The 24,753-nt window shown below is 62.7% G+C and carries 22 protein-coding genes; all 22 read right to left on the bottom strand.

Features of this window, described 5'->3' with window-relative positions:
* Window positions 1-2: 2 nt before the first annotated feature.
* The 22 genes from fliI to CKW37_RS17365 all read right to left on the bottom strand — a co-directional run bounded on the left by fliI (window position 3) and on the right by CKW37_RS17365 (window position 24,748).
* Entirely contained in the window at window positions 3-1,361 is a 1,359-nt protein-coding gene (gene fliI / locus CKW37_RS17470; RefSeq protein WP_095156961.1) for a flagellar protein export ATPase FliI, read from the bottom strand.
* Window positions 1,351-2,148 carry a flagellar assembly protein FliH gene (gene fliH, locus CKW37_RS17465; protein ID WP_095156960.1) on the bottom strand — a complete coding sequence of 266 codons (798 nt, stop codon included), beginning with the start codon at window positions 2,146-2,148 and terminating at the stop codon, window positions 1,351-1,353. Before fliH ends, fliI begins: the two co-directional genes overlap by 11 nt.
* A 124-nt stretch (window positions 2,149-2,272) precedes the next feature.
* Window positions 2,273-3,292 carry a flagellar motor switch protein FliG gene (gene fliG, locus CKW37_RS17460; RefSeq protein ID WP_095156959.1) on the bottom strand — a complete coding sequence of 340 codons (1,020 nt, stop codon included), beginning with the start codon at window positions 3,290-3,292 and terminating at the stop codon, window positions 2,273-2,275.
* Window positions 3,285-5,066, bottom strand: a complete 1,782-nt coding sequence (fliF, locus tag CKW37_RS17455) for a flagellar basal-body MS-ring/collar protein FliF (protein ID WP_095156958.1) — start codon at window positions 5,064-5,066, stop codon at window positions 3,285-3,287. The genes fliG and fliF overlap by 8 nt, the downstream gene beginning before the upstream one ends.
* A 16-nt stretch (window positions 5,067-5,082) precedes the next feature.
* Window positions 5,083-5,409 (bottom strand): flagellar hook-basal body complex protein FliE, encoded by a 327-nt coding sequence (fliE, locus tag CKW37_RS17450; protein ID WP_095156957.1) that lies wholly within the window; start codon window positions 5,407-5,409, stop codon window positions 5,083-5,085.
* A gap of 116 nt (window positions 5,410-5,525) precedes the next feature.
* Entirely contained in the window at window positions 5,526-6,917 is a 1,392-nt protein-coding gene (locus CKW37_RS17445) for a sigma-54 dependent transcriptional regulator (RefSeq protein WP_095156956.1), read from the bottom strand.
* Window positions 6,914-8,119, bottom strand: a complete 1,206-nt coding sequence (locus CKW37_RS17440) for a PAS domain-containing sensor histidine kinase (RefSeq protein WP_095156955.1) — start codon at window positions 8,117-8,119, stop codon at window positions 6,914-6,916. Before CKW37_RS17440 ends, CKW37_RS17445 begins: the two co-directional genes overlap by 4 nt.
* Before the next feature lie 202 nt (window positions 8,120-8,321).
* A complete protein-coding gene (gene fleQ, locus CKW37_RS17435) occupies window positions 8,322-9,797 on the bottom strand; it encodes a transcriptional regulator FleQ (protein ID WP_095156954.1) in 1,476 nt (491 codons plus the stop codon).
* A 168-nt stretch (window positions 9,798-9,965) separates the two neighbouring features.
* On the bottom strand, window positions 9,966-10,262 hold the full coding sequence (gene fliT / locus CKW37_RS17430) for a flagellar protein FliT (RefSeq protein WP_095156953.1): 297 nt from the start codon (window positions 10,260-10,262) through the stop codon (window positions 9,966-9,968).
* Between the two features lie 23 nt (window positions 10,263-10,285).
* On the bottom strand, window positions 10,286-10,669 hold the full coding sequence (gene fliS, locus CKW37_RS17425) for a flagellar export chaperone FliS (RefSeq protein ID WP_095156952.1): 384 nt from the start codon (window positions 10,667-10,669) through the stop codon (window positions 10,286-10,288).
* Window positions 10,670-10,795: 126 nt separating this feature from the next.
* Window positions 10,796-12,190, bottom strand: coding sequence for a flagellar filament capping protein FliD (gene fliD / locus CKW37_RS17420; protein ID WP_095156951.1), 1,395 nt, complete (start codon window positions 12,188-12,190; stop codon window positions 10,796-10,798).
* Between the two features lie 80 nt (window positions 12,191-12,270).
* A complete protein-coding gene (locus CKW37_RS17415) occupies window positions 12,271-12,636 on the bottom strand; it encodes a flagellar protein FlaG (protein ID WP_095156950.1) in 366 nt (121 codons plus the stop codon).
* A 69-nt stretch (window positions 12,637-12,705) separates the two neighbouring features.
* Window positions 12,706-13,560 (bottom strand): flagellin domain-containing protein, encoded by an 855-nt coding sequence (locus tag CKW37_RS17410; RefSeq protein WP_095156949.1) that lies wholly within the window; start codon window positions 13,558-13,560, stop codon window positions 12,706-12,708.
* A gap of 218 nt (window positions 13,561-13,778) precedes the next feature.
* A complete protein-coding gene (locus CKW37_RS17405; protein ID WP_095156948.1) occupies window positions 13,779-14,039 on the bottom strand; it encodes a hypothetical protein in 261 nt (86 codons plus the stop codon).
* Window positions 14,036-15,328 (bottom strand): motility associated factor glycosyltransferase family protein, encoded by a 1,293-nt coding sequence (locus CKW37_RS17400; RefSeq protein ID WP_095156947.1) that lies wholly within the window; start codon window positions 15,326-15,328, stop codon window positions 14,036-14,038. The genes CKW37_RS17405 and CKW37_RS17400 overlap by 4 nt, the downstream gene beginning before the upstream one ends.
* 70 nt (window positions 15,329-15,398) lie before the next feature.
* On the bottom strand, window positions 15,399-16,325 hold the full coding sequence (locus tag CKW37_RS17395) for a ketoacyl-ACP synthase III (protein WP_095156946.1): 927 nt from the start codon (window positions 16,323-16,325) through the stop codon (window positions 15,399-15,401).
* A gap of 247 nt (window positions 16,326-16,572) precedes the next feature.
* The gene (gene pseI / locus CKW37_RS17390) at window positions 16,573-17,625 is read right to left on the bottom strand and encodes a pseudaminic acid synthase (RefSeq protein WP_095156945.1); all 1,053 of its coding nucleotides are present in this window, start codon (window positions 17,623-17,625) and stop codon (window positions 16,573-16,575) included.
* Window positions 17,612-18,688, bottom strand: coding sequence for a UDP-2,4-diacetamido-2,4,6-trideoxy-beta-L-altropyranose hydrolase (gene pseG / locus CKW37_RS17385; protein ID WP_095156944.1), 1,077 nt, complete (start codon window positions 18,686-18,688; stop codon window positions 17,612-17,614). The genes pseI and pseG overlap by 14 nt, the downstream gene beginning before the upstream one ends.
* Window positions 18,685-19,401, bottom strand: coding sequence for a pseudaminic acid cytidylyltransferase (gene pseF / locus CKW37_RS17380; RefSeq protein WP_095156943.1), 717 nt, complete (start codon window positions 19,399-19,401; stop codon window positions 18,685-18,687). Before pseF ends, pseG begins: the two co-directional genes overlap by 4 nt.
* Window positions 19,398-20,570: a UDP-4-amino-4,6-dideoxy-N-acetyl-beta-L-altrosamine transaminase gene (pseC, locus tag CKW37_RS17375; RefSeq protein WP_095157129.1), complete on the bottom strand. Its 1,173-nt coding sequence runs from the start codon at window positions 20,568-20,570 to the stop codon at window positions 19,398-19,400. Before pseC ends, pseF begins: the two co-directional genes overlap by 4 nt.
* A gap of 490 nt (window positions 20,571-21,060) precedes the next feature.
* Window positions 21,061-23,943 carry a TIGR00180 family glycosyltransferase gene (locus CKW37_RS17370; RefSeq protein WP_095156942.1) on the bottom strand — a complete coding sequence of 961 codons (2,883 nt, stop codon included), beginning with the start codon at window positions 23,941-23,943 and terminating at the stop codon, window positions 21,061-21,063.
* Window positions 23,944-24,016: 73 nt separating this feature from the next.
* Window positions 24,017-24,748 carry a cephalosporin hydroxylase family protein gene (locus CKW37_RS17365; protein WP_095156941.1) on the bottom strand — a complete coding sequence of 244 codons (732 nt, stop codon included), beginning with the start codon at window positions 24,746-24,748 and terminating at the stop codon, window positions 24,017-24,019.
* Window positions 24,749-24,753 lie beyond the last annotated feature (5 nt).

Here is a 24,753-nt window from a genome sequence, read left to right as displayed (position 1 = left end):
TATCAGCCCGCAGCCAGCGGCGTGAAGACGCTCGCCAGATGTTCGCGACTCTGGGCCAGGCCAACGTTGTCGTTGAGCCCCTGACGCAAGAAGTGCACGAGGCGAGGCTGCAGGGAAATCGCCAGGTCGGTTTCCTTGTCGCCACCGGCGACATAGGCGCCGACGCTGATCAGGTCGCGACTTTGCGACAACCGCGACCAGAGCTGCTTGAACTGCTGGGCCTGGGTCATCTGTTCCGGCGTCACCACCTGCGGCATGACCCGGCTGATGGACGCTTCGATATCGATGGCCGGGTAGTGCCCTTCCTCAGCCAGGCGGCGTGACAGCACGATGTGGCCGTCGAGCACGCCCCGCGCCGAGTCGGCGATCGGGTCCTGCTGGTCGTCACCCTCGGACAACACGGTATAGAACGCGGTGATCGAACCACCGCCCGCCTCGCCATTACCCGCGCGCTCCACCAGCTTGGGCAGCTTGGCGAACACCGATGGCGGATAACCCTTGGTCGCTGGCGGCTCGCCGATGGCCAGGGCGATTTCCCGCTGGGCCTGGGCGAAACGGGTCAACGAGTCCATCAGCAGCAGGACGTTCTTGCCCTTGTCGCGGAAATACTCGGCGATCCGCGTGCAGTACATCGCGGCGCGCAGACGCATCAGCGGCGCGTCGTCCGCAGGCGAAGCCACCACCACCGAGCGCTTGAGGCCCTCGGTGCCAAGAATATGCTCGATGAACTCCTTCACCTCGCGGCCCCGCTCGCCGATCAAGCCGACGACGATGATGTCGGCCTCGGTGAAGCGGGTCATCATGCCCAGCAGCACACTCTTACCAACGCCAGTACCGGCGAACAGGCCGAGACGCTGGCCTCGGCCGACCGTGAGCAGGCCATTGATGCTGCGGATACCCACATCCAGCGGCTGGCTGATGGGATCGCGGTTGAGCGGGTTGATGGTCGGACCGTCCATCGGCACCCAGTCTTCGGCCTTCATCCCGCCTTTGCCGTCGAGTGCCCGGCCAGCGCCGTCCAGCACCCGCCCGAGCATGCTCATGCCCATGGGCAGGCGACCGCTGTCATCCAGCGGCACCACCCGCGCGCCAGGCGCGATACCGGCAACACTGCCCACCGGCATCAGGAAGATCTTGCCGCCGGAAAAGCCCATGACCTCGGCCTCGACTTCGACCGGGTGATAGCTATCGTCGTTGATCACCAGGCAGCGGCTGCCGACTGCGGCGCGCAGGCCCTCGGCTTCGAGGGTCAGGCCGACCATGCGCAGCAGGCGGCCTTCGACCACCGGCTGGCTCGGCAGGCGGATGGCATCGACATAGGTTTCAAGGCGCTTGCCGAAACTGGTTCGCTCAAGGCGCATCGCTGGTTTCCGTCTCTTCGACCGGCGCCTCGCTCGGCGCCTCCAGCTCGATGTGCAAGTCCGGCGCGGCCGGGTGCAGGCCCTGGTCGTGCAATTGGTCGAACAACTGCTTCATGGCTTTTTCGATACGGGTTTCCACCGTGGCATCGATGCGGCTATGGGCCGTTTCGATCCAGCAACCGCCCGCTTGCAGACTGTCGTCTTCGAGCAGGCGCCAGTTTTCCTCATGACGCTCGCGCAGGGCCTTGGCCAGGGCGAAGTCTTGCGGATTGACGTGGATGCGGATGTTTTCGGCGCCCATGGGCAGCAGCTTGAGGGCTTCACGCAGGACATGGGTGATCTGGCTGGAATCGGTTTGCAGCTCGCGGCCGATCACCTCGCGGGCGATATGGCTGACCAGTTGCACCAACTGCTTTTCGATCTGCGCATCCTGCTCGGCAATCGGCTCCAGCAGGTTGCCCATCAGTTGTTCGAGGCTGGCCAGCTTGGCGGTCAGCGCCACTTCGGCTTCCTGACGGACCTTGAGCTGGGTGCTGTGGAAACCTTCACGCTCGCCGGTGGCGAAGCCTTCGTTGTAGGCCTCCTGGCGGATACTCTCGAGTTCTTCGAGGGTCAGCGGCTGGACTTCTTCCAGCGGCACTTCCTCGACTTCTTCGACCAGTTCCGGCTCAGGCTCGGGTTCGGCCTGGGGCTCCGGTTCAGGATCGAAACTGGGCAGCGCCCAGCGGTCGAAATCCTCTACGTCGCGGGCGCGGATCAGTTCACTCAAATGCTCGTTGGTCGACATGATTCCATGCGCTCAAAAGTCGGGTTACGGATGATCAGGCAGCGTCGGCGGCGGGTGCCGCCCGACGAAGCCCCATCGGGGCCGGTGCGGTTTCGCGGGCGCGAAAACCGACCGGGCCGACGGGTCAGATCATCTCTTCGGCACCTTTGCCGCCCAGCACGATTTCGCCGGCTTCGGCCATGCGGCGGGCGATGGTAAGGATTTCCTTCTGCGCGGTCTCGACGTCGCTGACACGGACCGGGCCCTTGGCCTCAAGGTCGTCGCGCAGCAGTTCCGAAGCACGCTTGGACATGTTCTTGAAGACCTTGTCCTTGACCTTCTCGTCCGCGCCCTTGAGCGAGACGACCAGGACGTCGGAGGAGACTTCCCGCAACAGCGCCTGGATACCGCGGTCATCGACATCGGCCAGGTTGTTGAAGACGAACATGAGGTCTTCGATCTGCTCGGAGAGATCGCCGTCGATCTCGCGGATCGAATCCATGAGCTGGCCTTCGACCGAACTGTCGAGGAAGTTCATGATGTCCGCAGCACGCTTGATACCACCCAGGGTGGTGCGCGCGGCGTTGGAGTTGCCGGAGAACTGCTTCTCGAGGATCTGGTTGAGTTCCTTGAGCGCGGCCGGTTGCACGGTGTTCAGCGACGAGACGCGCAGGATGATGTCCAGGCGCACCTTGTGGTCGAAATTGCCGAGGACTTCGCCTGCCTGGTCCGGGTCGAGATACGCCACGACGATCGCCTGAATCTGCGGGTGCTCGTAGCGGATAACGTCGGCAACCGCACGCGGCTCCATCCATTTGAGGCTGTCCAGACCGCTGGTGTTGCCACCCAGCAGGATCCGGTCGATCAGGCCGTTGGCCTTGTCCTCGCCCAGGGCCTGGGTGAGCATCTTGCGAATGTAGCCGTCGGAGCCGACGCCAAGGCTGGTCTGGTCGCCGACGATCTCGACGAACTCGCTCATGACCTGCTCGACCTGCTCGCGGTGGATGTTGCCCACCTGCGCCATGGCCACGCCTACACGCTGGACCTCTTTCGGCCCCATGTGCCGCAGCACTTGCGCGGCATCGGTCTCGCCCAGCGACAGCAGCAGGATCGCGGCCTTGTCGACACGGGTCAGTTTCGCAGTCAGGGCTCGATTGTCACTCATCGGCGTTGATCCACTCTTTCACGACCTGGGCCACACGACCCGGATCTTCTGCTACCAGACTCTTGATAGCGTTGAGCTGGGCGTCATAGCCCTCGCTCGGACTAGGCAAGAGGATGCTTTGCGGACCACCCAGGCTCACGCGGTCGTTGGCCAGTTCACCGTCCAACCCCAACATGCCGCCCAGTTCCATGTCGCCGTCGCTTGTCGACTGTTTGCCATTGCCGGTGATGTTGTTGAGCACCGGGCGCAGCACACCGAACACCAGCACCAGGATGAACAGGACGCCGAGCACTTGCTTGACGATGTCCCAGAACCAGGGCTGCGAATAGAACGGAATCTCGGCGATGGTCTCGCCACGGTCGGCGGCGAACGGCACGTTGATCACGCTGACGCTGTCACCACGGCTGGCATCGAAGCCCACCGCGTCCTGGACCAGCCGCGTGAAGCGGGCCAGGTCCTCGGCGCTCCATGGCACGCTGGTGGCGTTGCCATTGGCCGGGTCGAGCTTGACCTGGTCGTCAACCACCACGGCCACCGACAGACGGGTCACACGGCCCTGCTGCTGACGGGTATGGCTGATGGAGCGGTCCAGTTCGAAGTTCTTGGTGGACTGCAGACGCTTGTCCGCAGGGTAAGGCGCGAGCATCGGCTGGCCGGTGGCCGGGTCCATGATCTGCTGACCGTTGGCGTCGAGCAGCGGCTGGCCGGGCTGGATCGCGGCAGCCGCACCTTGCGCGGCACCACCGGTGGTCTGCGGCGCCGAAGCCGGGCTTGGTGGCTGGTTGCTCAGCGCACCGGGAACGCCCTGCGGGCCCATGCTGCTGGAGCGTTGCTCGTTGACCGACTGCTCGCTGCGCAGCGCCGGCTGATCGGGGTTGAACTGTTCGGAAGTGGACTCGACCGCGCTGAAATCGACGTCGGCGGACACTTCGGCCTTGTAGCGGTCGTTACCCAGCACCGGTTGCAGGATGTTGTGCACACGCTGGGTGAGCAGGCCTTCCATGCGGCGGCTGTAGTCGAACTGCTTGCCGGCGACAGTCAGCTCGCTGTTCTGCAGTTGATCGGAGAGCAGGTTGCCCTTCTGGTCGACCACGGTGACCTGGGACTTGTCCAGTTCAGGAACGCTGGTCGCCACCAGATTGACGATGGCCATGACCTGGCCGGGCTCGAGGTTGCGACCGGGGTACAGCTCGACCAGCACCGAGGCGCTTGGCTTGCGCTCATCGCGCACGAAAACCGAGCTTTTCGGGATCGCCAGGTGCACACGGGCACCCTTGACGTTGTTCAGGCTGGAGACGGTGCGCGCCAGTTCGCCTTCGAGGCCGCGACGATAACGGGTGGCCTCCATGAACTGACTGGTGCCCAGGCCCTGCTCCTTGTCGAGGATTTCGAAACCGACGTTGCCATCACTCGGTGCAACCCCGGCGGCGGCGAGCTTCAGACGGGCGCGGGAAATATCCTCGGCCTTGACCAGCAAGGCGCCGGAATTGGGCTCGACGTTGTAGGGAATGTCAGCAGCGGCCAGGGTTTCCATGACCTGCTTGGTGTCCATGCCACTGAGGCTGCCGTAGAGAGGACGGTAGTCAGGCTGTTGCGACCAGAGCACCACGGCGAAGCCGATGGCCACACTGGCAGCCAGGCCGACCAGCAGGCCGACCTGACGCAACATGGGCATCTGTGAAATGTTTTCCAGGAACGAAAGGCCGAACAGCGGCGGTTTTGGCGCTGGCGGACCGCCCTTGGCGGGCACGTTATCGACGACTGCATCGGCCATGAATCAAATCCCGCCCTTAAACCGGCATCTGCATGATGTCTTGATACGATTGAACCAGCTTGTTGCGCACCTGGGTCAGCGCCTGGAACGAGACGCTGGCTTTCTGCGACGCGATCATCACGTCGGTCAGGTCGACGCCGCTCTTGCCGATTTCGAATGCTGTGGCCAGTTGGTTGGAGGCCTGCTGGGTGTCGTTGACCTTGTTGATGGCCTGCCCGAGCATGTCGGCAAAATTGCTCGACCCCAGCTCAGGAGCCTGGACAGCCTTCGGCGCCGACATCGCGTCCATTTGCATGGCCCGCATGTCCAACATCAAACGATTGAATTCAACACCTTGGCTCATGGTCTTCTCTCTCCGACGGCCCGCATTTTTTTGACACTCATGCAGCGGGTGAACAGGACTTAGCAACAAGAGTGCCAGCTACGCCCGACAATTTGACAAAACGCTGATCCTGCACCTCAAAGCCCCGTGGCATAAAGGCTGGCCTCGACATCCATCCCGGCATCGCGCATCTGCGCCAATTTGTAGCGCAGGGTCCGCGGACTGATGCCAAGTCGCTCGGCGGCTTCCTTGCGGCGGCCGCGCTCGGCGCGAAGGGTGTCGATGATCATCTGGAACTCGTGCCGACGCAAGTCATCTCCAAGGCCACCCACATCCTGCGTCTCGCTCACCACCGCTGGCGCTGCAGCCCGCACAGGCTGTGGCGTCAGGGCTGGCAGCACGCCGGCGAGGCAAAAGTCAGCAGCAGCAATGACCCCACCCTGTTGCAAAATCAGCGCCCGCTGGATGGCGTTGTCCAATTCCCGCACATTGCCCGGCCACGGATAGCTTTGCAGGCAGGCCCGAGCCTCCTCCGACAGTCTGACGGGTGCGTGCTTCATTTTATTGACGTGGCGCAATAGCAAACGCTCGGCCAGTGGCAGAATATCGGCGCTCCGTTCTCTCAACGGGCGCCACGCCAACGGAAACACAGACAGACGATAGAACAAATCCTCGCGGAAACGCCCCGCCGCCACTTCGCCCGCCAGATCACGGTTGGTGGTGGCCACCACGCGGATATCCAGGGCAATCGGCTTGCGCCCACCAACCCGCTCCACCTCACGCTCTTGCAACACGCGCAGCAGCTTGGCCTGCAGGCCCAGCGGCATTTCGGAAATCTCGTCGAGCAGCAACGTGCCGCCATCGGCCTGTTCGAACTTGCCCGCCTGGGCGGCGATGGCGCCGGTGAACGAGCCCTTTTCGTGGCCGAACAGCGTGGCCTCGAGCATGTTGTCTGGAATCGCCGCACAGTTGATCGCCACGAATGGCTGGCTGGCCCGCGGCGACTGCTGATGGATATAGCGCGCCAGCACTTCTTTACCGGTCCCGGACTCGCCGGAAATCAGCACGGTGGATTCGCTGCGAGCGACCCGCGCCGCCAACTCCAGCAACTGCGCACTGGCCGGCTCGCAGGCGACAGGCCCCTCGGCATCCGCGCCGCTGGCGGCACCCAGCGCATGGCGGGCAACCAATTCCAGCAAGGCACGCGGCTCGAACGGCTTGACCAGATAGTCCGCCGCGCCCTGACGCATGGCATCCACCGCCCGCTCCACCGCGGCATGAGCAGTCATCAGCAATACCGGCAACTGTGGCTGAGTGGCACGCAGGCGGGCGAGCAACTGGTGACCGTCCATGCCCGGCATGTTGACGTCACTGACCACCAGGCTGAAGGCTTCCTTCGAGACCGCTTCAAGGGCCTCTTCCGCAGAACCCACCGCGCAATAAGTGAAACCGCCCAACTCCAGGGTGTCACCCAGGGCCTGACGCAGTGAACGGTCATCCTCGACCAGTAGCACCTTGATCCCGCTCATGCCGACACCTCCGGCGACGCACCCATCAACGGCAAGGTAATCGTGGCGCAGGTGCCGCGCCCCTGACGCGAACTCAGGTGCAACTCGCCGCGATGGGCCCGCGCAACCGCCTTGACCACCGCCAGGCCGAGGCCGGTGCCGGTGGATTTGGTGGTCAGGAAGGGTTCGCCCAGACGCTGGAGCAACACGCTGTCGATCCCCGGGCCCGCATCACTGACACACAAACGCAGGCTGTCATCACGACGATAGAGATGCACCTTGATCCGCGCCGGACCTTCGCTGGCCTGCAGGGCGTTTTCCACCAGATTGAGAACGGCGCCCACCAGGGTGTCGCGATTGCACAGCAGTTCGCCCAGATGGCTGTCGCACTGCCAGCGCACATTGTGCCCCTGCACTTGAACCTGCGCGGCCTGCTGCAGCGCCTGGAACAGTGCCTTGGGCGTCAGGCGATCGGTCAGCGGCAGTTCGCCGCGCGCGAACACCAGCATGTCGCGCACCTGGCGCTCCAGCTCGTGCAGGCGCTCCTTGAGATTGCCGGCAAAACGCTGCTGGGTTTCCAGCGGCAACGCCTGTTCAGCAAGGTGGCTGGCATACAGCAGCGCCGCCGACAGCGGCGTGCGGATCTGATGGGCCAGTGAAGCGACCATACGACCCAGGGTCGACAACCGCTCATGGCGGGCCAGTTGATCCTGCAGGCGGCGGGTTTCAGTGAGGTCGTTGAGCAACACCAACTGGCCCGGTTCGGCATCGAGGGAGCGAGTGGCGATGGACAGGCGCCGGCCGTCGCGCAGCGACACTTCGTGACCGTCGTCCTCGCGCGGCGCGAAGCTGCGGGCGATCACCTGCCGCCACAACTCGCCCACCAGCGGTTCGCCCAGCAGTTCGCCAGCGGCCGGATTGGCCTCGCGCACCTTGCCGTGGCCATCGATAACGATGACGCCACCGGGCAACAGATCGAGCAAGTTCTGCAAACGATTGGCCAGCCGCTCCTTCTCCGCCAGCTCGGCCATGCGCTGCGCACTGACCACTGCCAGCTCGCCTTTCAGCTCGGTAACCCTCGCTTCAAGCAGGCTGTAGGACTGAGTGAGCTGACTGGACATCTGATCGAACAGGGCAAACGCCTGCTCCAGACCTTCGCGACCCTGCTGTTCGGCGACATCGGGGCGTGGCGGCTCAAGGGAGGTAGTGGCTGCGTGGGGCATCGTGCTCTCTCGCGTGGCTCACCGTCATAAAACGGTATGTTGAAAGCGGTATAGCAATAGCCATGCCGGAAACATTTTCGTCATGAAGGGAGTAAGCGAGGGGTGCCGACAAAGCCCGCAATGACGGGCATTTACCTCACAAAAAGAAAGGTTGCTTGAAGCAGAGCGCCCAGACGGAAGCCAGGCGGTGGGTGAGCAGGCGTCAATCCTCCGCCTGCTCGTCCCCTTCGCGACGGCTCATGCCGTACTTGCGCATTTTTTCCACCAGGGTGGTCCGACGAATCCGCAAACGCTCGGCGGCACGCGCCACGATACCGTTTGCATCGTCCAGCGCCTGTTGAATCAGGCCCTGCTCGAGACTGCCCAGGTAATCCTTCAGGTCCAGGCCTTCCGGCGGCAGCATGGCATTGGTCGGGAAGCTCGGCGTATGGCCGTTGATCGCCACGCGCTCTTCGAGGTCGGAGCGCAGGCTGTCCACCAGTTGCTCGTCTTCGTCGTCCACGTAACGGAACTTCTTTGGCAGTTCGGCCACACCGATCACACCGTACGGATGCATGATCGCCATGCGCTCCACCAGATTGGCCAGCTCGCGAACGTTGCCCGGCCAGCCATGTCGGCACAGCGACATGATCGCCGCCGAATTGAAACGGATCGAACCACGCTTTTCGTGCTCCATCCGCGAGATCAATTCGTTCATCAGCAGCGGAATGTCTTCGACCCGCTCACGCAGCGGCGCCATCTCGATCGGGAAGACGTTGAGACGGTAGTACAGGTCTTCGCGGAACGAACCCACCTCGATCATGCTTTCGAGGTTCTTGTGGGTCGCAGCGATGATCCGCACGTCGATGCTCTGGGTCTTGTTGCTGCCCACGCGCTCAAAGGTGCGCTCCTGCAATACGCGCAGCAGCTTGACCTGCATCGGCAGCGGCATGTCGCCGATCTCGTCGAGGAACAGGGTGCCGCCATTGGCCAGCTCGAAGCGCCCGGCACGGCTGGTGATGGCGCCGGTGAAGGCACCCTTCTCATGGCCGAACAGTTCGCTTTCCAGCAACTCGGCCGGGATCGCACCGCAATTGACCGGTACGAACGGCGCTTCGCGGCGCTTGGAATGGTAATGCAGGTTACGCGCAACCACTTCCTTGCCCGTGCCGGACTCACCGAGGATCAGCACGCTGGCGTCGGTATCGGCCACCTGCTGCATCATCTGGCGGACATGCTGGATCGCCCGGCTGGTGCCGACCAGACTGCGGAACAGGTTGGGCTCGCGCTGCCGGCCACGCTCGCGCGCCTGGTCGTACATCTCGCGATAGACCTGGGCACGATGGAGCGAATCCAGCAATTTGCTGTAGCTCGGCGGCATTTCAAGGTTGGAGAGCACCCGGCGACGCAAGTCTTCGGGAAGCTCGGGCAAAGAATTTTCGCCCAAAAGCAGAACCGGAAGGAACTCATCCCAGGCAGCCACTGTCTTAAGCAAGCCCAACAAGCCTGCCGGAGCATTTACTGTCCCGAGAAGAACGCACAGTACTTCACGGCTCGACGACAACGATTCGACAGCCTGCTGCCAGTCTTCACTGGAGCACGCCAGATTTTCTTCCCCAAGAAAATTCAGCACCACCGCCAGGTCACGGCGGCGAGCACTATCGTCATCGATCAAGAGAATTTTGGTTTCACGCCACATGCAATAGCAACTTCCCTAGTCAACTCGAGGCCCAGCGAGGGCATGCTCGACATCATTCCGACTGAACGGTCAGTGTTCCGACGTCTGAAATTAGAAAACAGCCACTAGTTAAGTCAAAAAACACTTCACAGTCAAATTTATGGCGCGCAACTGATTTTCGATCAACCGTCAGCGGTACAGATGGTATACCTTCGACGCCTGCTGCGCTTGCTTGATCTTCGACATCTCGTCAGCGATAGCCTGGCGCTCTTCGGTCGCCACATCGATCAATTGCCGATAGACCCCGAGCAGATCCTGCAGGTTATCCCGCAGCGCTTCTTCGTCGGACGGCTGCGCACTCAATACTTCATCCATGCAGGCACGGCAAGCCTGATCCAACTCACCTACCGCCTCCCAATCCCGATTGGCCAATGCACCGACCAATGCGTCACGGGTTTCCTCGATTCGCTTGAGCACAGCACTCATCACGACATCCTCATTGCAACTGGTTATTGTGCGACAACCGCGTCCCACCCTTCCTTGACCGTGATCAACAGATCGGTCACCTCATCGAGCGCAGCGATGTCGTTCTTGAGGTTGGCATCGATCAGGCGGCGGTTCATATACAGGTAGAGCCCATCGAGACGCTCCAGTTCCGGCGTCATGTTGTCGCGATCCAGACCTTCGCGAAGACCGCCGATGATGCCGATGGCCTTGCCGATGGCAATGCCCTTGCCTGCGATATCATTGCGCTCGAGCGAGCCTTTTGCCTGGGCAACACGATCCAGGCCACCCTCCATCAGCATCTGCACCAGGCGGTGCGGGCTGGCTTCAGAGGTCTGGGCCTGTGCACTGATTTTCTGATACTGCCGAAGGGCCAACATCGGATTCATGCGTGTACCTCACCACAATTGCTGTATGACCGGGCTATCGACCCCGCGTCAAAAAACTTTAAGGAAGATGCAAAAAGCCCGACATGCTGGTATGGCACTGCCGGGCTTTTGGCGTCAGTCAGTAGATCAGGACGACTTGGACTGAGCGGCCATCGCCTCGAAGATCGAAGTGATGTTGTCGCGCTGGGCGTTGAGTTTGCCCACCAGAGTGTCCATGGTGTTGTACTTCTTGGTCAACGACGCGGTCATCGCAGTAACCCGTGCATCCAGCGACGACTGCTGCAAGGTCAGGCTCTTTTTCGCCTGCTCGAGAATCTTGGAGCGGTCGTCCAGCAAGCCGCCGGATTTCGAATAGGGGTCCAACGCCGAGGTCATGCGAGCCAAAAGACCGTCATCTCCGCCGAACAGCGCCTGAATACCACCACCCAGCTTCTGCACTTCCACAGCCTTGGTGAACTTGGTGGAGTCCAGTTCAAGCAGGCCGGTTTCCTGAACAGTGTTGATGCCCAACTGCGACAGCACCTGCAAGTTATCGCTACCCCCAGCCGGCACTACCAACTGGTCACGCAGGGTCTTGAGCATGTTGCGAGCCGCCGAGTCACCCGACAGCGCAGGCGCGGTACCCATCGTGCCGTCGGCGTTCTTGGTCGCCTGGCTGAGGCTGGTGACTGTCTTGACCAGCGTGTTGTAGGCATCCACAAACGACTGCACCGACTTCTTCAGGCCTTCGGTGTTGGTGCCCACGGTGACGGTGGTTTCGCCTTTGGCAACCAGGTCAATCGTCAGGCCACTTACCGCATTTTCGACCTTGTTCGACTTGCTGGTGAGTACCATACCGTCGATTTCGAATTTCGCGTCCTTGGCCAGAGCACTGATGAAACCCGCGCCGGTGCCAACCATTTGCGCAGTGCCGTCGATTTCCAGCTCAGGGATGCCACCAACGGAGATGTCGGAATCCAGGCCGGTATTCGTCGAGGTCAAGACCAGACGCGAGCCAGTACCATCGTTGATGATGTTGGCCATGATGCCTTTGTTGTTGACCTGGCCATTGATGGTGTCGCGCACCGATTGCAGCGTGGCATTCGGGCCGATCTCGACCGTGTAGTCCTGGTCGCCCTGCGAAATGGTCAATACACCTTCGCTGATCGCGTCGGCACTGGAACCAAAACGCTGGCTGGCAACTTTCGACGCCGTTGCCAGCTCGGTCACCTTGACGCTGTACATGCCGCCGACAGCGCCGTTACCGGCGGTTGCCTTGACGGTCTTTTCATCCGCGCTGGTCGCGTTGTAGGCAAGGAACTGTGGCGAAGTGGTGCTGCTCAGCTTTTCAAGGGCGGTCTTGTAGGCAGCCAATGCGCTTTTCAGACTGCCGATCGCCGAGATCGTCGCCGTGTTGGACTTGGTTTGCCGATCGATCTGGCTCTGTTTAGGCGTTTTTTCGGCGTCAACCAAGGCCTTTACAATCGCACTGGTATCCAGGCCACTACCCAGACCCAGGGCCGGCAGAATTGGACTTGCCATGTTTCTCTCCTTTTTTGGTTCACGCCAAACGCTTGACCATTACCGCACGAGCCGCAAACCCTTCAATTTTCGTACCGCCTTCAGACCTTTTCGTCGAATAGAAGGCTGTTTACGTCATGCAGGCTTTTCGCCAATTCCAGCGCCGTTTGCGATGGAATCTGCCGAATGACCTCACCGCTGTCGCGAGCAACTACCTTCACGACGACGGTTCCGGTGGAATCATCCACCGAGAATTCCAGGTTGCGTTGCAACGACTGGACAAAATCCTGGATTTCCTTGACCGCTGATTGCAACTCAGTGGCATCGGATTCTTTTTCTGTCGCTACGGCTGACAGGGACGGCTTGTTGTAGACCTTGTCGGACGCACCTTGTTCAGCAGTCTTGTCGTGCTGAGCCGCGGTCGTCGAGGCCGGATAAGACGCATTCAATCTGACGCTTATGTCCATCGCCCATCACCTCCAAAGTAAAAGGCGAGGAAATGCTCACGCACCCCCTCGCCGAACTTCATCGCGCTATTACTGAAGCAGTTTCAGTACGGCGGATGGCAGTTGGTTGGCCTGGGCCAGAACTGCGGTGGACGCTTGCTGCAGAGTTTGCTGCTTGGTCAGCTGAGCAGTTTCTGCTGCGAAGTCGGTGTCCTGAACGCGGCCTTGAGCGGCGGTGGCGTTCTCAGCCATGCTTTGCAGGTTGTTGATGGTGCTCTGGAAACGGTTCTGAACAGCACCGAGTTCCGATTTCTTGTCGTCGATCTTCTGCAGAGCAGCGTCGATGGCGGTGATAGCAGCGTCAACCGAGGTGTGTACAGCGGAGTCGGAAGTACCCGAGATCGCCAGAGTACCGGTACCGACCGCCAGGGTCGAAGCGGCGAAGCTGGTGCTCATTACAACGCTGATGACCTGGTCAGTACCGGTCATTGCGCCGACCTGGAACTGCATGGTGCCAGCACTGGCGTCCAGCAGGTGTTTGCTGGTGCCGTAGGTGGTGGACGAAGCGATACGAGTGATCTCGTCGGACTTGGCCGCGAACTCTTTGTTCAGAGCAGCGCGTTCAGTGGTGCCGTTGGAGTCGTTACGCGATTGCAGAGCCAGTTCACGCATACGCTGCAGGATGTTGGTCATCTCAGACAGAGCGCCTTCAGCGGTCTGAGTGATCGAAACACCGTCGTTGGCGTTTTTGATGGCTACGGCCGAACCGGTAACCATGGTTTGCAGCTTGTTGGCGATCTGCTGACCAGCGGCGTCGTCTTTAGCGCTGTTGATGCGCAGGCCGGACGACAGACGAGTCATGGAGGTGCTCAGGCTGTCGGAAGCGCGGTTCAGGTTCTTCTGGACGGCCAGGGAGGTAGTGTTGGTGTTTACGGTTAATGCCATGACGAATTCCTCGTTGGATGGATACTGCGGCTTCCGGCCCTGGCATCCGCCGGGTGTGGCCTAGAGAACCTTCGTAATGTTTATCGTCGGGTTTTCAGGTTGCTTGAGGGTTTTTTCAAAAAAAAGTGCCATCACCCAGCCACCCCTTGCAAATCAGGCACTTGCCGGAAGCCACCAGCGCCGCGAGCGGCGAACGCAATGTGATAGCCATCACACTTTCAGGCGGAAGCTGTCCGCTCGATCAATTCCAGCAACTCGTATTCCAGGTTATCGGCTACGCAAAGCCAGTCCTGGCGCTGCTGCGCGGCAAGGATCTGCGCCAGCAGCGTCGCGGATTGCGCCTGCAGCGCCTGGGGCGCGCGCTCGAACAGCGGCATCACCGCCTCGAACAGGCTGACCATTTCCACTGCCGCCTCCACGTCCCGTCCCAGACGGAACAGCCCCGCGCACTGATGTGCGGCTTGCTGACAGGCGGTCATGGGCAGAACTCCTGGTCAAAGCGCGCGCCGGCGATCAAGGCCCCGGCACGACTGGTATTGAAGAACGCCACCTCAGGGTGACGGGCAATGAAGCGCTCCAGCTCGATCAGGTAGCCACGGAAATTCAGTTGTGTGCGCACCCGCTGGCCATGCCCATCCAGCACCCAGTGGCGCGCTACGGCCAGTTGCGGGCCAAGATCGCCGTCATTCCAGCCGGTGTGGGTGCGGTTCATCGGGAAAGCGAAGTCGGCGCCGAACAGGGTGATGCGGCTCACGCCCATCTTCACCGCCAGGTCCACCGCCGGATGAATGACGCTGCCGCCTACGAACAGGTGCCCGCGGGGGATGTCGTCGCGCACCCGGTCGTACAGGGCGCTATCGGAATAGGCGGCATAGCGCGGCCCCTGCCACGCCGCCAGCGTGTCGACGTCGAGCATCGGCATGTACACCAGCGCGGTTCGCGCCGAGGCCTCAGGCGGCAGGTGATGCAGGCGGATCTTGTGATCGACGCTGACCACTATGTCCGGCTCGATGCCGGCCGCAAGCAAGGGCTTGTAGGCCGTGTCGACGCAAATGAACAGCGGCCGCCCTGGCTGCTCGCGAAGATGCCGCAGCGCCGGCAGATGGCCCTGCAGGGTCGGCCCGGTGGCGATCACCAGGACGCCCTCCCCCGCTCGGCTACCGAACAGCTCGGCCACGTCGCGGTCGGCCCGCAGCAGCGGCAGGCTTTGATCGAGCAACGCCACCAGCGCCGGGTCGGCGACATCGAAATTGCGGTTGTTGTAGGTCAGGTGAACTTCGCCGATCAGGCGGTCACGGACCTTGGCATTGAAATCGTCGGCCAGCACCAACTCGGCCGGCAGGGCGAAGAATGGCAAGGCGATTTCCGCGGCATCGCCGGCATACGCCAGTTCGACACGCGGATCGGCGAGCCACGCGCACTGGTCGAGCAGTTGCAGGACCAGCTTGAACACGGCGCCATTGAGAATATGAACGTGCAGATGGCGTAGCGAAGGACGCCGCAGCAGCTCGGCCTGGAGATCACCGAGACCGGTACCGTAGAGATGCAACACGGGGCTGTCGTCGGGCAGGCTGGCAGCCTGGAAACGCGCCTCGGCGAGACGGTCATGGCGACTGGTGAGCTGAACACCGTCAACCGTCAGGGTCGAGCCCAGCCCTTCAGTCAGTACCGCGTCGACCTTGTCGCTGTCTTCACGTATCAGGCGATCGAACAGCGACGGCCAGCGGGCCTGGATAATGTCGGCGTTGCGCTGGAAAAATTCGCTCATCGGTTGAGCATCCCTTGCCTGCGAAACGCCTGAGATTACCCCAGCAAGCGGCTTTAAGCAGCCACCGCGATCAAGGCCGGTGGAGAATCGCCGAGCCCCACGACAGGCCAACACCGAAGCCGCTCAGGGCCACTCGCTGCCAGGTGGTATCCAGGGCGTGCTTTTCCAGCAGCAGCGGGATGCTCGACGACACGGTATTGCCGGTCTCGACCATGTCCTTGACGAACTTCTCCGGCTTGTCTTCGAAGCGGCGGGCGACCGCATCGACGATAGCCGCGCTGCCCTGGTGGATGCAGAACGCGTCGATATCGTCGGCGCTGAGGCCGGAGCGCTCAAGCAACTCGTGCAGGTGCGCCGGCACCTTGAGCAGGGCGAAGTTGAACACCTGGCGGCCGTTCATGAAGAACACGCCATCGCTGACCTTCAGGTGCGGCGCACCGGAACCGTCGGTGCCGAAGGCGGACTTGCCCAGCGCCCAGACCGGGTCTTCACCCATCCAGGTGGCAGTGGCGGCATCGCCGAACAGCATGGTGGTGTTGCGGTCTTCCGGATCGACGATCTTGGAGTACGGATCGGCGGTCACCAGCAGGCCGTTCTTCAGGCCGGTGGCTTCCATGAAACCCTTGAGCGCGTAGATGCCGTAGACGTAGCCGGAGCAGCCGAGGGAAATGTCGAACGCCGCGACATGGGTCGGCAGGCCAAGCTTGTCCTGGACGATTGCCGCGGTGTGAGGAAGACCTTCGGCGTCACCGTTCTGGGTGACGACGATCAGCGCATCGATGGAATCGCGCGACAGCTCGGGGTTCGCGGCGAACAGTGCGTTGACCGCTTCGACGCACAGGTCGGAGGTCTCTTGTTCGTCGGATTTGCGCGGCAGGAAGGCCGAGCCGATCTTGCCAAGGATGAAATCCTCATCCTTACCGAATTTGGCGCCTTGTGCGTAGTTGTCCAGGCCCGCAGCCGGAACGTAGCTCGCAATGCTTTTTATGCCAATCATCATGGCTTCCCAATAAATAACCGCTAGATATCACCGCTCGCACGATTCGAGGGGCGCCAGAAAACAGGGATTCCCGCTGCCCGATCACTTGGACAGCGGTGGAAATGGTGGTGACACGGCCCGCCACTCCCATTAACGATAGAGACACAGATGCCCGGTCTGACTGATAGGTCACGGATTTTCACAGACAATGGCATATTTTCCTAGGGCGTGCCGCCCCAGGCTGCGTGGCAGACGGGCGGCAGCCCTACTCCACCAGCGACCAGTCCAGCGCGGTTCCACGGGCAAGTGGCTGCCGGGCCTTGCGTCCGAGCAGGGATTCCAGGTGCTTGGGCGCAAGGCCGAGCCCCGGACGAATGGCGCGCACATTGCTCTGATCGAAGACCTCGCCAGCCGCCATGTCACGCACCACGTACAACGAACGCCGGAAGCGCCGCGAGGCCTCTTCGGCCTGGCTCGCGCCGTAACGCACCTGACCCAGCGACTGCCAGGCCCGCTCGGTCTCCTGCACCAGGCAGGCCAATTCCGCCGGCTCCAGCGAGAATGCCGCATCCACCCCGCCCTCGGCGCGGCTGAGGGTGAAGTGCTTTTCCACCACGCTGGCGCCCAGCGCGACCGCCGCCACCGCCGCGCCCACACCCAGGGTGTGATCGGACAGCCCGACTTCGCAGCCGAACAGTTCGCGCAGGTGCGGAATGGTCCGCACGTTGCTGTTCTCCGGGTTTGCCGGGTAGGTGCTGGTGCACTTGAGCAACACCAGATCACGGCAGCCGGCCTGGCGCGCCGTGCGCACGGTTTCGTCCAGCTCGGCCAGGCTGGCCATGCCGGTGGAAATGATCATCGGTTTGCCGGTAGCGGCCACCTTGCGGATCAGCGGCAGGTCGGTGTTTTCGAAACTGGCGATCTTGTACGCCGGCACGTCAAGGCTTTCGAGAAAGTCCACGGCGCTTTCGTCGAACGGTGTGGAGAACGCCAGCATGCCCAGCTCACGGGCGCGCCGGAAAATCGGCGCGTGCCACTCCCACGGGGTGTACGCCTGCTGGTACAGCGAATACAGCGAGGAGCCGGCCCAAAGGCTGCTCTTGTCTTCGATGAAGAACTCGCCATGGCTCAGGTCCAGGGTCATGGTGTCGGCGGTGTAGGTCTGCAGCTTCAGGGCATGGGCGCCGGCTTTGGCAGCGGCCTCGACGATCTGCAAGGCGCGCTCCAGCGACTGGTTGTGATTGCCGCTCATCTCGGCGATCACCAAGGGCGCGGCATCGACGCCGACACGACGCTGACCGATGTCAAAACTGCTCATGCTGAGAATCCTTCAATACCTGTTCGAAATGGCCCGCGGCCTGTGTATAACCCGCCGCCTGGAACAGCGCCAGCGCCACCCGCTGCGCACCCAGGCCATCCACCAGTTCTATGCCGCGCGCGGCAAAATGTTGACGCTGCGGCAGATTGCCCAGCAACCCGGCAATTGCCTGATGCAGCGCTGCCACCGCGACCTGTTCTGCCGGCCCCAGGTACAGGTGCAGACCCGCCTGCGCCAGCGCCTCGGCGTTGGCGTACTGGTTTGGCGCGACGCCGATACACAGGCTCGGCAGGCCGATGGCCGCACGCTCCCAGGTGGTCCCGCCGCCAGCACCGATGAACAAGGTGGCTGCGGCCATGCGCTCTGGCAGGTCGTTGACGAAATTCAGCAACGTCCAGCCAGGATGACGGGCGACCAGTGATTGCAATGCCGCGAGATCCGGACTGGAGTGCCCGGCAATGCACTGCACCTCGACGCCTTCGAGCCCGTCCAGCGCCTGCAAGGTGCGCAAGGTCATGCCGGCCTGGTCGAAGCCACCAAAGCTCACCAGCACCCGGCTCGGACCTGCTTGCGCGGCCGGACGAAGCTCGCGGAACGCCGGGCGCAGCAACGCATGCCGCGGCCCCGCCAGTATCTGGCAGGCCGCTGGCACCCACCCGTGGTAAAGCGCCGCGCTGGCAGTGAAATTCTGGTCCAGCAGCAAGTCGCAGTCGTGCGGCCGGTCGGCCAGGTCGTCGATGGCCATGACCCGCCGCCCCCAGCAATGCGCCGCGGACTCCCAGCGGGCATCGAGTTGGTAATGATCGACAAGAATCCAGTCGAAACACGCCTCGGTCGGCAGCAGCGCCTGCAACGCCGGAATCTCGTCCGGCGTATCGGCGGGCAGGCTGAACACCTCATGCCCGGCCGCGGCGATCCTCTGCATCTGATGCCCCGGCAACGCGCGGCAGGCGAAGCTGATCTGTGCGCCCCCGGACGCCAGCACCTGCGCCAGCGTCAGGCATCGAGCAACATGGCCGATACCCAGGTGGCTGCCAGCATCGGCGCGAAACAGTACCTTCAACCCTGCAGTTCCCCCGCCGCCAACAACGCGGCGTACAGGTACTCGACACGTCGCCAGTCGTCTTCGGTATCGATGTCCTGGACCAGATGTCGCGGCAAGATCACCGGCAGGCTCTGCTCGGAAAACGGCCCGTTTCCACGTAGCCAGGCGTCGGTTCTTCCCCAGTAGAACTGGCCGGCATCCTGATAGGCGTGGGGCAAGTCCTGGGAACGGGTGTCACGGTACTGCGGATAAAGGGGCGTCAACGCGCCCTCTTCGGTCAAGGTCAACGCCCGCTGAACCGGAAAACCTGCACTGCACACGGAAAATGCGAAGGAGCCCTCGGGCTGATCCAGCAGCGCCTCGTACCCGGCTCGCAGGTAACGCTGCTGCAACAAGGGTGCGGTGGCGTAGATACAGCACGCCAGATCCACTTTTTGCCCTTGCTCAGCCAGTGTCTGCACGGCATGGACGATGACCGACGCGGTAGTGGCATGATCATCTGCCAGCGCTTTGGGGCGGGTGAACGGCACCTCGGCGCCGTAGCTCAGCGCGATATCAGCGATGCGTGGATCGTCGGTGCTGACCACCACACGCTCGAACAGACCACTGCCCAGAGCCGCCCGGATCGAGTAAGCGATGATGGGCTCGCCCCTGAACAGCTTGAGGTTCTTGTACGGAATTCGCTTGCTGTCACCACGGGCGGGAATGATCGCTATCGCAACGTCACTCATGCCCGGTCCACCTCTGCGACCAGCAATGCGCGCAGGGTGTCGACCACACGGTCCTGCTGCGCTTCGCTCAATTGCGGGAAGAGCGGCAAGGTAATGGCCTGGCGGTAATAGCGTTCCGCTTCAGGGAAATCACCGGGCGCAAAGCCCAGGGCCTGGTAATAGGGCTGCAGGTGAATCGGAATGTAATGCAGGTTGACCTGGATACCGGCCGCACGCATGCCATCGAACACGGCGCGATGGCTCCCTTCCAGGCGGCCCTGCAACCGCACCACATACAGGTGCCAGGCCGACTGGGCCTTCGCCTGGGCCACCGGCAACTGCAGCGGCAAATCGGCAAGCAGTCGTTGATAACGGGCAGCCAGAAAACGCCGGCGCTCCAGGAATTCATCCAGCCGGCGCAATTGCGACAGCCCAAGGGCGGCCTGCACATCGCACATCCGGTAATTGAAACCCAGGTCGACCTGCTGGTAGTACCAGTTGCCGTGCGCGGGCTCGGTCATCTCCTCAGGGTTGCGAGTAATGCCATGGCTACGCAAGGAGCGCAGTTGCCGCGCTAGCGCCGGGTCATTGCACAAGACCATGCCACCTTCACCGCTGGTGATGATCTTGACCGGATGGAAACTGAAAACCGTCATGTCGGCATAACGACCGCTTCCCACGGGTTCACCGGCATAGCTGGCACCGAAGGCATGCGCGGCGTCCTCGATCACACGGAAACCGTATTTGCGGGCCAACCGGGCAATTTCAGCCATGTCGCAGCTCTGCCCGGAAAAGGCGACCGCCACCAGCACCTTGGGCAACCGATCCGCAGCCTCGGCCTGTTCCAGCTTGGTCGCCAGTGCGCGGACATCGATATTCCAGGTCAGCACGTCGATGTCGACGAAATCCACCTCGGCACCGCAATACCGTGCGCAATTGGCCGAAGCGACGAAACTGTTCGGGCTGGTCCACAGCCAGTCACCCGCGCCAAGCCCCGCCGCCAGGCAGGCCAGATGCAGCCCGGCAGTGGCATTGCTCACCGCTACCGCGAAGGTTGCCTGACAACGCTCGGCGACTGCCTGTTCGAAGCGCTCGAGCACCGGCCCCTGGGTCAGCCAGTCGGAACGCAAGACCTCGACGACCGCGTCGATGTCTGCCTGATCAACATTCTGCCGCCCGTAGGGAATCACCTCTGTACCCGCAAGCGCCGGCAGCCCACCCGGATTGGCGACGGCGGCGGCTTTCGGTTTTTTCCCGGTCCGCCCTTTGAGCCGGTCGTGGCGGTCCGCGCCGAGGCCCACATCAACCTCGGCAGCACCGGGCGTCGTCTCGTGGGCAAGGCGCTCGGTGAACTCCAGGGACATTCGGGTGTTGACCAAAGGAATCATTGCGTTCTCGGAACAGAGGTTCGGATTGTCATGAAGCACGGGGGAGATCAGGCTCTCCGTCAGTTCGGCGGGCACAGTGATGAGCGTGCGATTGAAAGCACCAGCACTGCTGGAACTGAGGGGTGACTTGTCGTCGAACATGCCTGGATCCTTGCTGGGTCGTCGCCGGCATGCGCTGGCGACGACCTGGACTTGCTGTGGTCAGGGACCGGGATCAACGTTTTTCTGACCCCTGCCCTGTTTATGCAAGCCCGAAGCAAGATACAGGCCACTCGCTGGCCGCGGCGCGGGCTCAGCCGACCAGGCTTTTCCAGTCGAAGGCGGCGCTGGCCGGCTTCAGGCTGCGGCCATGGGCAGCGCTCTGCCACAGGCCGGCCCACTTCTGTCGCAACGCGGCAAGCGCGGCGGCATCGTCCGGCAAGTGGCCCGGATGGAGCACCTGGACCTGCGGCGTCCACACGGTCAGCAGTCCGGCGTCGGCGACTTTCAGGCACAGGTCGACATCGGCATAGCTGTCGGCGAACTCACCTTCGTCCAGCCCGCCCAGCGCCCGGAAGACCTCGGTACGCACCATCAGGCACGCAGCCGACACCGCCGGGTAGTTCTGCTCGACACCCGCCTGGCCGAGGTAACCGGTTTCATCCTTGGCCAGCCCGACATGGGCCGCCACGACCTGACCTCCTTCGGCGAGCAACAGGCCGCCCTGGGTGACCTTGCCCTGGGCATCCACCAGCTTGGCGCCGACCACACCGACCTCCTGGCGCTGGGCCTGGTTGAGCAGTGCTTCCAGCCAGTTGGCATTGACCACCTCGGCATCGGCCGACAGCAGCACCAGGTATTCACCGCTGGCTTCGGCACTGGCGGCGTTGACCAGCGCCGCGGCGCTGAGACGCTGCGGGCTTTGCAGCACGCGCACGCGGCCGCCGGCCTGCTGCAATTGCTCCAGCCATTGCAGGTGCTGCGGCGACTGGCTGGCGTTGTCGGCGATCAGCACTTCGTAGCGCAGGTAGCGGGTGCGTTGCAGCACGCTGTCCAGGCAACGTTGCAGCGCCGCCTGGTTGTCTTCGCTGTGCAGGATGATCGACACCTGCGGCCGCTCCATATGGCGGTAGTCGATGCGCAAGGCGCCCGGGAAGGCCGAGCTGACCTGGGCCTTGTAGCCGCGGGTGGCGAGGTGCCGGGCCAGTGTCTGGCGCGCGTGCTCATTGTGCTTGAGCTGCGGAGCGTTGCTGACCAGCACCGGTTCGTCCAGGTGCGCCAGACCGTTCAGGCCACCCTGTTCGATCAGGCGCAGCAACAGGTCGTATTCCAGCGCGTCGCTGTACTCGCGGGCAAAGCCACCGGCCTCGACCAGCACTTCGCGGCGCACCAGCCAGTGCCGCGCCATCATCAGCGGCAGGCTTTGCAGCAAGTCGAGGTTGATGCCCGGGCGAAGCATTTCGCGCCACGCACCACCGACCAACTGCTGGATTTCATCCACCGCCACGGCGCGGCACTCCGGCGCGTCGAGCAGTTCCAGGCCCGCCCGCAGCAGACCGGTGGAGGTGAACTCGTCACCGGCCTCGGCCAGCATCAGCCACTCGCAAGAAGTCTGCCGGGCGATCTGGTTGATCTTGTCGACGTAGTCGTCCTGGCTGACCCGGACGAAGTGCACGGTGTTGTGCAGCGACGTCACCGCCGGCAGCGCCGCGGTGGTGAACACCACCACGCGGAACGACCGGCTCAGGCCGCTGAGCAGGCTGTCGAAGGTTGCCTGCAACTTGCTCTCGTCGTGGTTCAGGTCCAGCAGCAGGATGCCGAACTGCGGCCCGCCCTGATGCTGCGCCAAATGGGCGGTGATCGCCTCCTGGCTGGCGTCGTCGGGGCGCCGCGCCTCCAGCCAGTCGAGCATCTGCCCGGACGGCTGGGCGCTGAGCAGCGCGCGACCGGCGTCGCTGGTGACCGACTCAAGACGCCGGGCCCAGGCGGACAGGCGCTGCACCTCGTCGGCCTCGCCGTTGTCCTGCAGCAGTTCGATCAGGCGCTTGACCACCTTGAGGTTGTAGGCACCGCACTCCAGCGCTTTGCGCGCACGGTCGATGACCACATCGATGTGCTCGCCGGCGTTCACCCGCAACAGGCGCTCCTGCGTCAGCCAGATCGGCTCCAGCTCTTCAAGCTGCAAGCGGCCGGCCGGCATGGCGTGGAGAAGGAATTCGATTTCGCTCAGGTGATCGAAGAACGGCTTGTTGTAGAACGGCAGGTCGACGTACTGGGTCGGCAGGAAGTGCCGCTTCGATGGCTCACCCATGCCCGTCAGGATCGACGACAAGATCGGCTCGATGATCAGCGAGCGACCGGCCGCCAGCCCTTCGTACATATGCGCGAAAGTCTGCAGGGCGAAGGCGCGAATGTCCTCGCGCTCACCCTTGAGCGGCGTATCCAGCCCGGCCAGGACATCGGCGAATTCCTCGCGACTGGCCACCGAAGCCGGGTCCGGCAAGGCCAGGGCGTAGGTCACCTCGGTGTTGTGCTCCGAGGTGCCGTAGTTGGCCTCGCGCACCGCGTAGGGAATCGGCAGCATCCGCGCCTTGGCGCTGGCCAGCAGGAAGTACGTGTGGCTGACTTCCAGCCATTCGAAGCGCAACGCGTCGGGAATCTGCGCGGCCCAATCCTGCAGCAGCGCGGTGCGGGTCACGGCGTAGAACGGCGGGATAAAGGCGTACAGGTAATCGAGCACGCGCTGGCGCGGGTCTTCGCTGTCGAAGTCTTCGCGGGCGATCTTCTTGTCGCGGCGGTAGTAGTTGGTGTGCCCGGACTCGGCCAGGTACATCATGCTGTAGCCCTGGCACATGCCGTAGTCAGGATGGGCTTCGAGGAAGTCCAGGGACTCGGCGATGGCTTCCGGCAGAATGAAATCGTCGTCGGCCACCAGCGCCACGTAGCGCGTTTTAACCAGGCTCAGGCCATGCTTGATCTTGGCCTGGAAGCCGCGGTAGTTGAACTGCGGCAGGTGCTGGTAATCAACTCGCGGGAAGCGGCTGGCGATGTCCGCGACAGGCTCGGGGGACGAGTCCAGCACCAGCAGGGTGCCGGGGAAATCCTTGTAGTACTGCAAGGCACGGCGCAGGAAGGCCGGGCGTTTGTGGGTCAGCAGAACGAGGGTGAAGTGCTCGCGCAGGGCGGTGCTTTGCATATCTGTACCTACAGGGATTCTGTGGTGATCTTTTGGGCCGAACCGCAGCGATTGGCCGAGAGTTCAGTAAAAATCAGCGAACCCGGCGCAGATACCCGTCCGGCGCCACGCTCAGCAGCAGTTTGTCCTGCATCTGCTGGTCGATTTCGAAGTCGGTGTTTTCCTTCAGGTACTCCCAGACCGCAGTCTTCGGGTTGTCACCCGGGCCCCACGGACGGTCCGGGAAGAATTCCGCCGGCATGTCCTCGACCACGGTGTCCATCACCACGCAGTAGCTGTCCACCGCCACCAGCGGCGCATAGGCACGCAGTTCGGCGAGAACGTGGTCGTGGGTGTGGTTGGAGTCCAGTACCAGGATGACTTTCTTGCCTTCGGCGATCGCGCGCACCTGGGCGATGGTCGCCTCATCGATGCTCGAACCTTCGATCATGGAAATGCGCTTGCTCATCGGGTGCGACTCGATGGCCTCGCGGTTGTGCGGGCGAATGTCGCGGTCGATGCCCAGCACTTCGCCGTGGCCCTGCAGTTCCAGCAGCGAGGCGTAGTAAATGATCGAGCCGCCGTGGGCGATGCCGCACTCGACGATCAGGTCCGGCTTGACCCGCCAGATGATCTCCTGCATCGCCAGCATGTCCTGCGGCAACTGGATGATCGGGCGGCCCATCCACGAGAAGTGGTAGCTGTACTTGTGCTTTGCCGACTCGTTGAAGAAGTCGCGGGCCAGGCCCTTGAGGTTTTCATCCTGGCCCTGGGCGGCGATTTCGGCCTGGCACTCGGCTTCGAAGGCTTTGTTAACGTCGGTCATGGTGC

Source organism: Pseudomonas sp. Irchel 3E13 (assembly GCF_900187455.1).
Classification (GTDB): Bacteria; Pseudomonadota; Gammaproteobacteria; order Pseudomonadales; family Pseudomonadaceae; genus Aquipseudomonas.
Note: the sequence above shows the minus strand (reverse complement) of the source record. Positions and strands in the feature narration are given on the sequence as shown.

Coding starts and splice junctions, on each gene's coding strand:
- fliH (WP_095156960.1), bottom strand. CDS start 2,148: ATGTCGACCAACGAGCATTTGAGTGAACTGATCCGCGCCCGCGACGTA.
- CKW37_RS17370 (WP_095156942.1), bottom strand. CDS start 23,943: ATGCAAAGCACCGCCCTGCGCGAGCACTTCACCCTCGTTCTGCTGACC.
- fliT (WP_095156953.1), bottom strand. CDS start 10,262: ATGAGTGCTGTGCTCAAGCGAATCGAGGAAACCCGTGACGCATTGGTC.
- CKW37_RS17400 (WP_095156947.1), bottom strand. CDS start 15,328: ATGAGCGAATTTTTCCAGCGCAACGCCGACATTATCCAGGCCCGCTGG.
- CKW37_RS17395 (WP_095156946.1), bottom strand. CDS start 16,325: ATGATTGGCATAAAAAGCATTGCGAGCTACGTTCCGGCTGCGGGCCTG.
- CKW37_RS17440 (WP_095156955.1), bottom strand. CDS start 8,119: ATGCCCCACGCAGCCACTACCTCCCTTGAGCCGCCACGCCCCGATGTC.
- fliG (WP_095156959.1), bottom strand. CDS start 3,292: ATGAGTGACAATCGAGCCCTGACTGCGAAACTGACCCGTGTCGACAAG.
- fliF (WP_095156958.1), bottom strand. CDS start 5,066: ATGGCCGATGCAGTCGTCGATAACGTGCCCGCCAAGGGCGGTCCGCCA.
- pseF (WP_095156943.1), bottom strand. CDS start 19,401: ATGAGTGACGTTGCGATAGCGATCATTCCCGCCCGTGGTGACAGCAAG.
- CKW37_RS17365 (WP_095156941.1), bottom strand. CDS start 24,748: ATGACCGACGTTAACAAAGCCTTCGAAGCCGAGTGCCAGGCCGAAATC.
- CKW37_RS17410 (WP_095156949.1), bottom strand. CDS start 13,560: ATGGCATTAACCGTAAACACCAACACTACCTCCCTGGCCGTCCAGAAG.
- fliE (WP_095156957.1), bottom strand. CDS start 5,409: ATGAGCCAAGGTGTTGAATTCAATCGTTTGATGTTGGACATGCGGGCC.
- CKW37_RS17405 (WP_095156948.1), bottom strand. CDS start 14,039: ATGACCGCCTGTCAGCAAGCCGCACATCAGTGCGCGGGGCTGTTCCGT.
- fliS (WP_095156952.1), bottom strand. CDS start 10,669: ATGAATCCGATGTTGGCCCTTCGGCAGTATCAGAAAATCAGTGCACAG.
- pseI (WP_095156945.1), bottom strand. CDS start 17,625: ATGAGCAGTTTTGACATCGGTCAGCGTCGTGTCGGCGTCGATGCCGCG.
- fliD (WP_095156951.1), bottom strand. CDS start 12,190: ATGGCAAGTCCAATTCTGCCGGCCCTGGGTCTGGGTAGTGGCCTGGAT.
- fleQ (WP_095156954.1), bottom strand. CDS start 9,797: ATGTGGCGTGAAACCAAAATTCTCTTGATCGATGACGATAGTGCTCGC.
- fliI (WP_095156961.1), bottom strand. CDS start 1,361: ATGCGCCTTGAGCGAACCAGTTTCGGCAAGCGCCTTGAAACCTATGTC.
- CKW37_RS17415 (WP_095156950.1), bottom strand. CDS start 12,636: ATGGACATAAGCGTCAGATTGAATGCGTCTTATCCGGCCTCGACGACC.
- CKW37_RS17445 (WP_095156956.1), bottom strand. CDS start 6,917: ATGAGCGGGATCAAGGTGCTACTGGTCGAGGATGACCGTTCACTGCGT.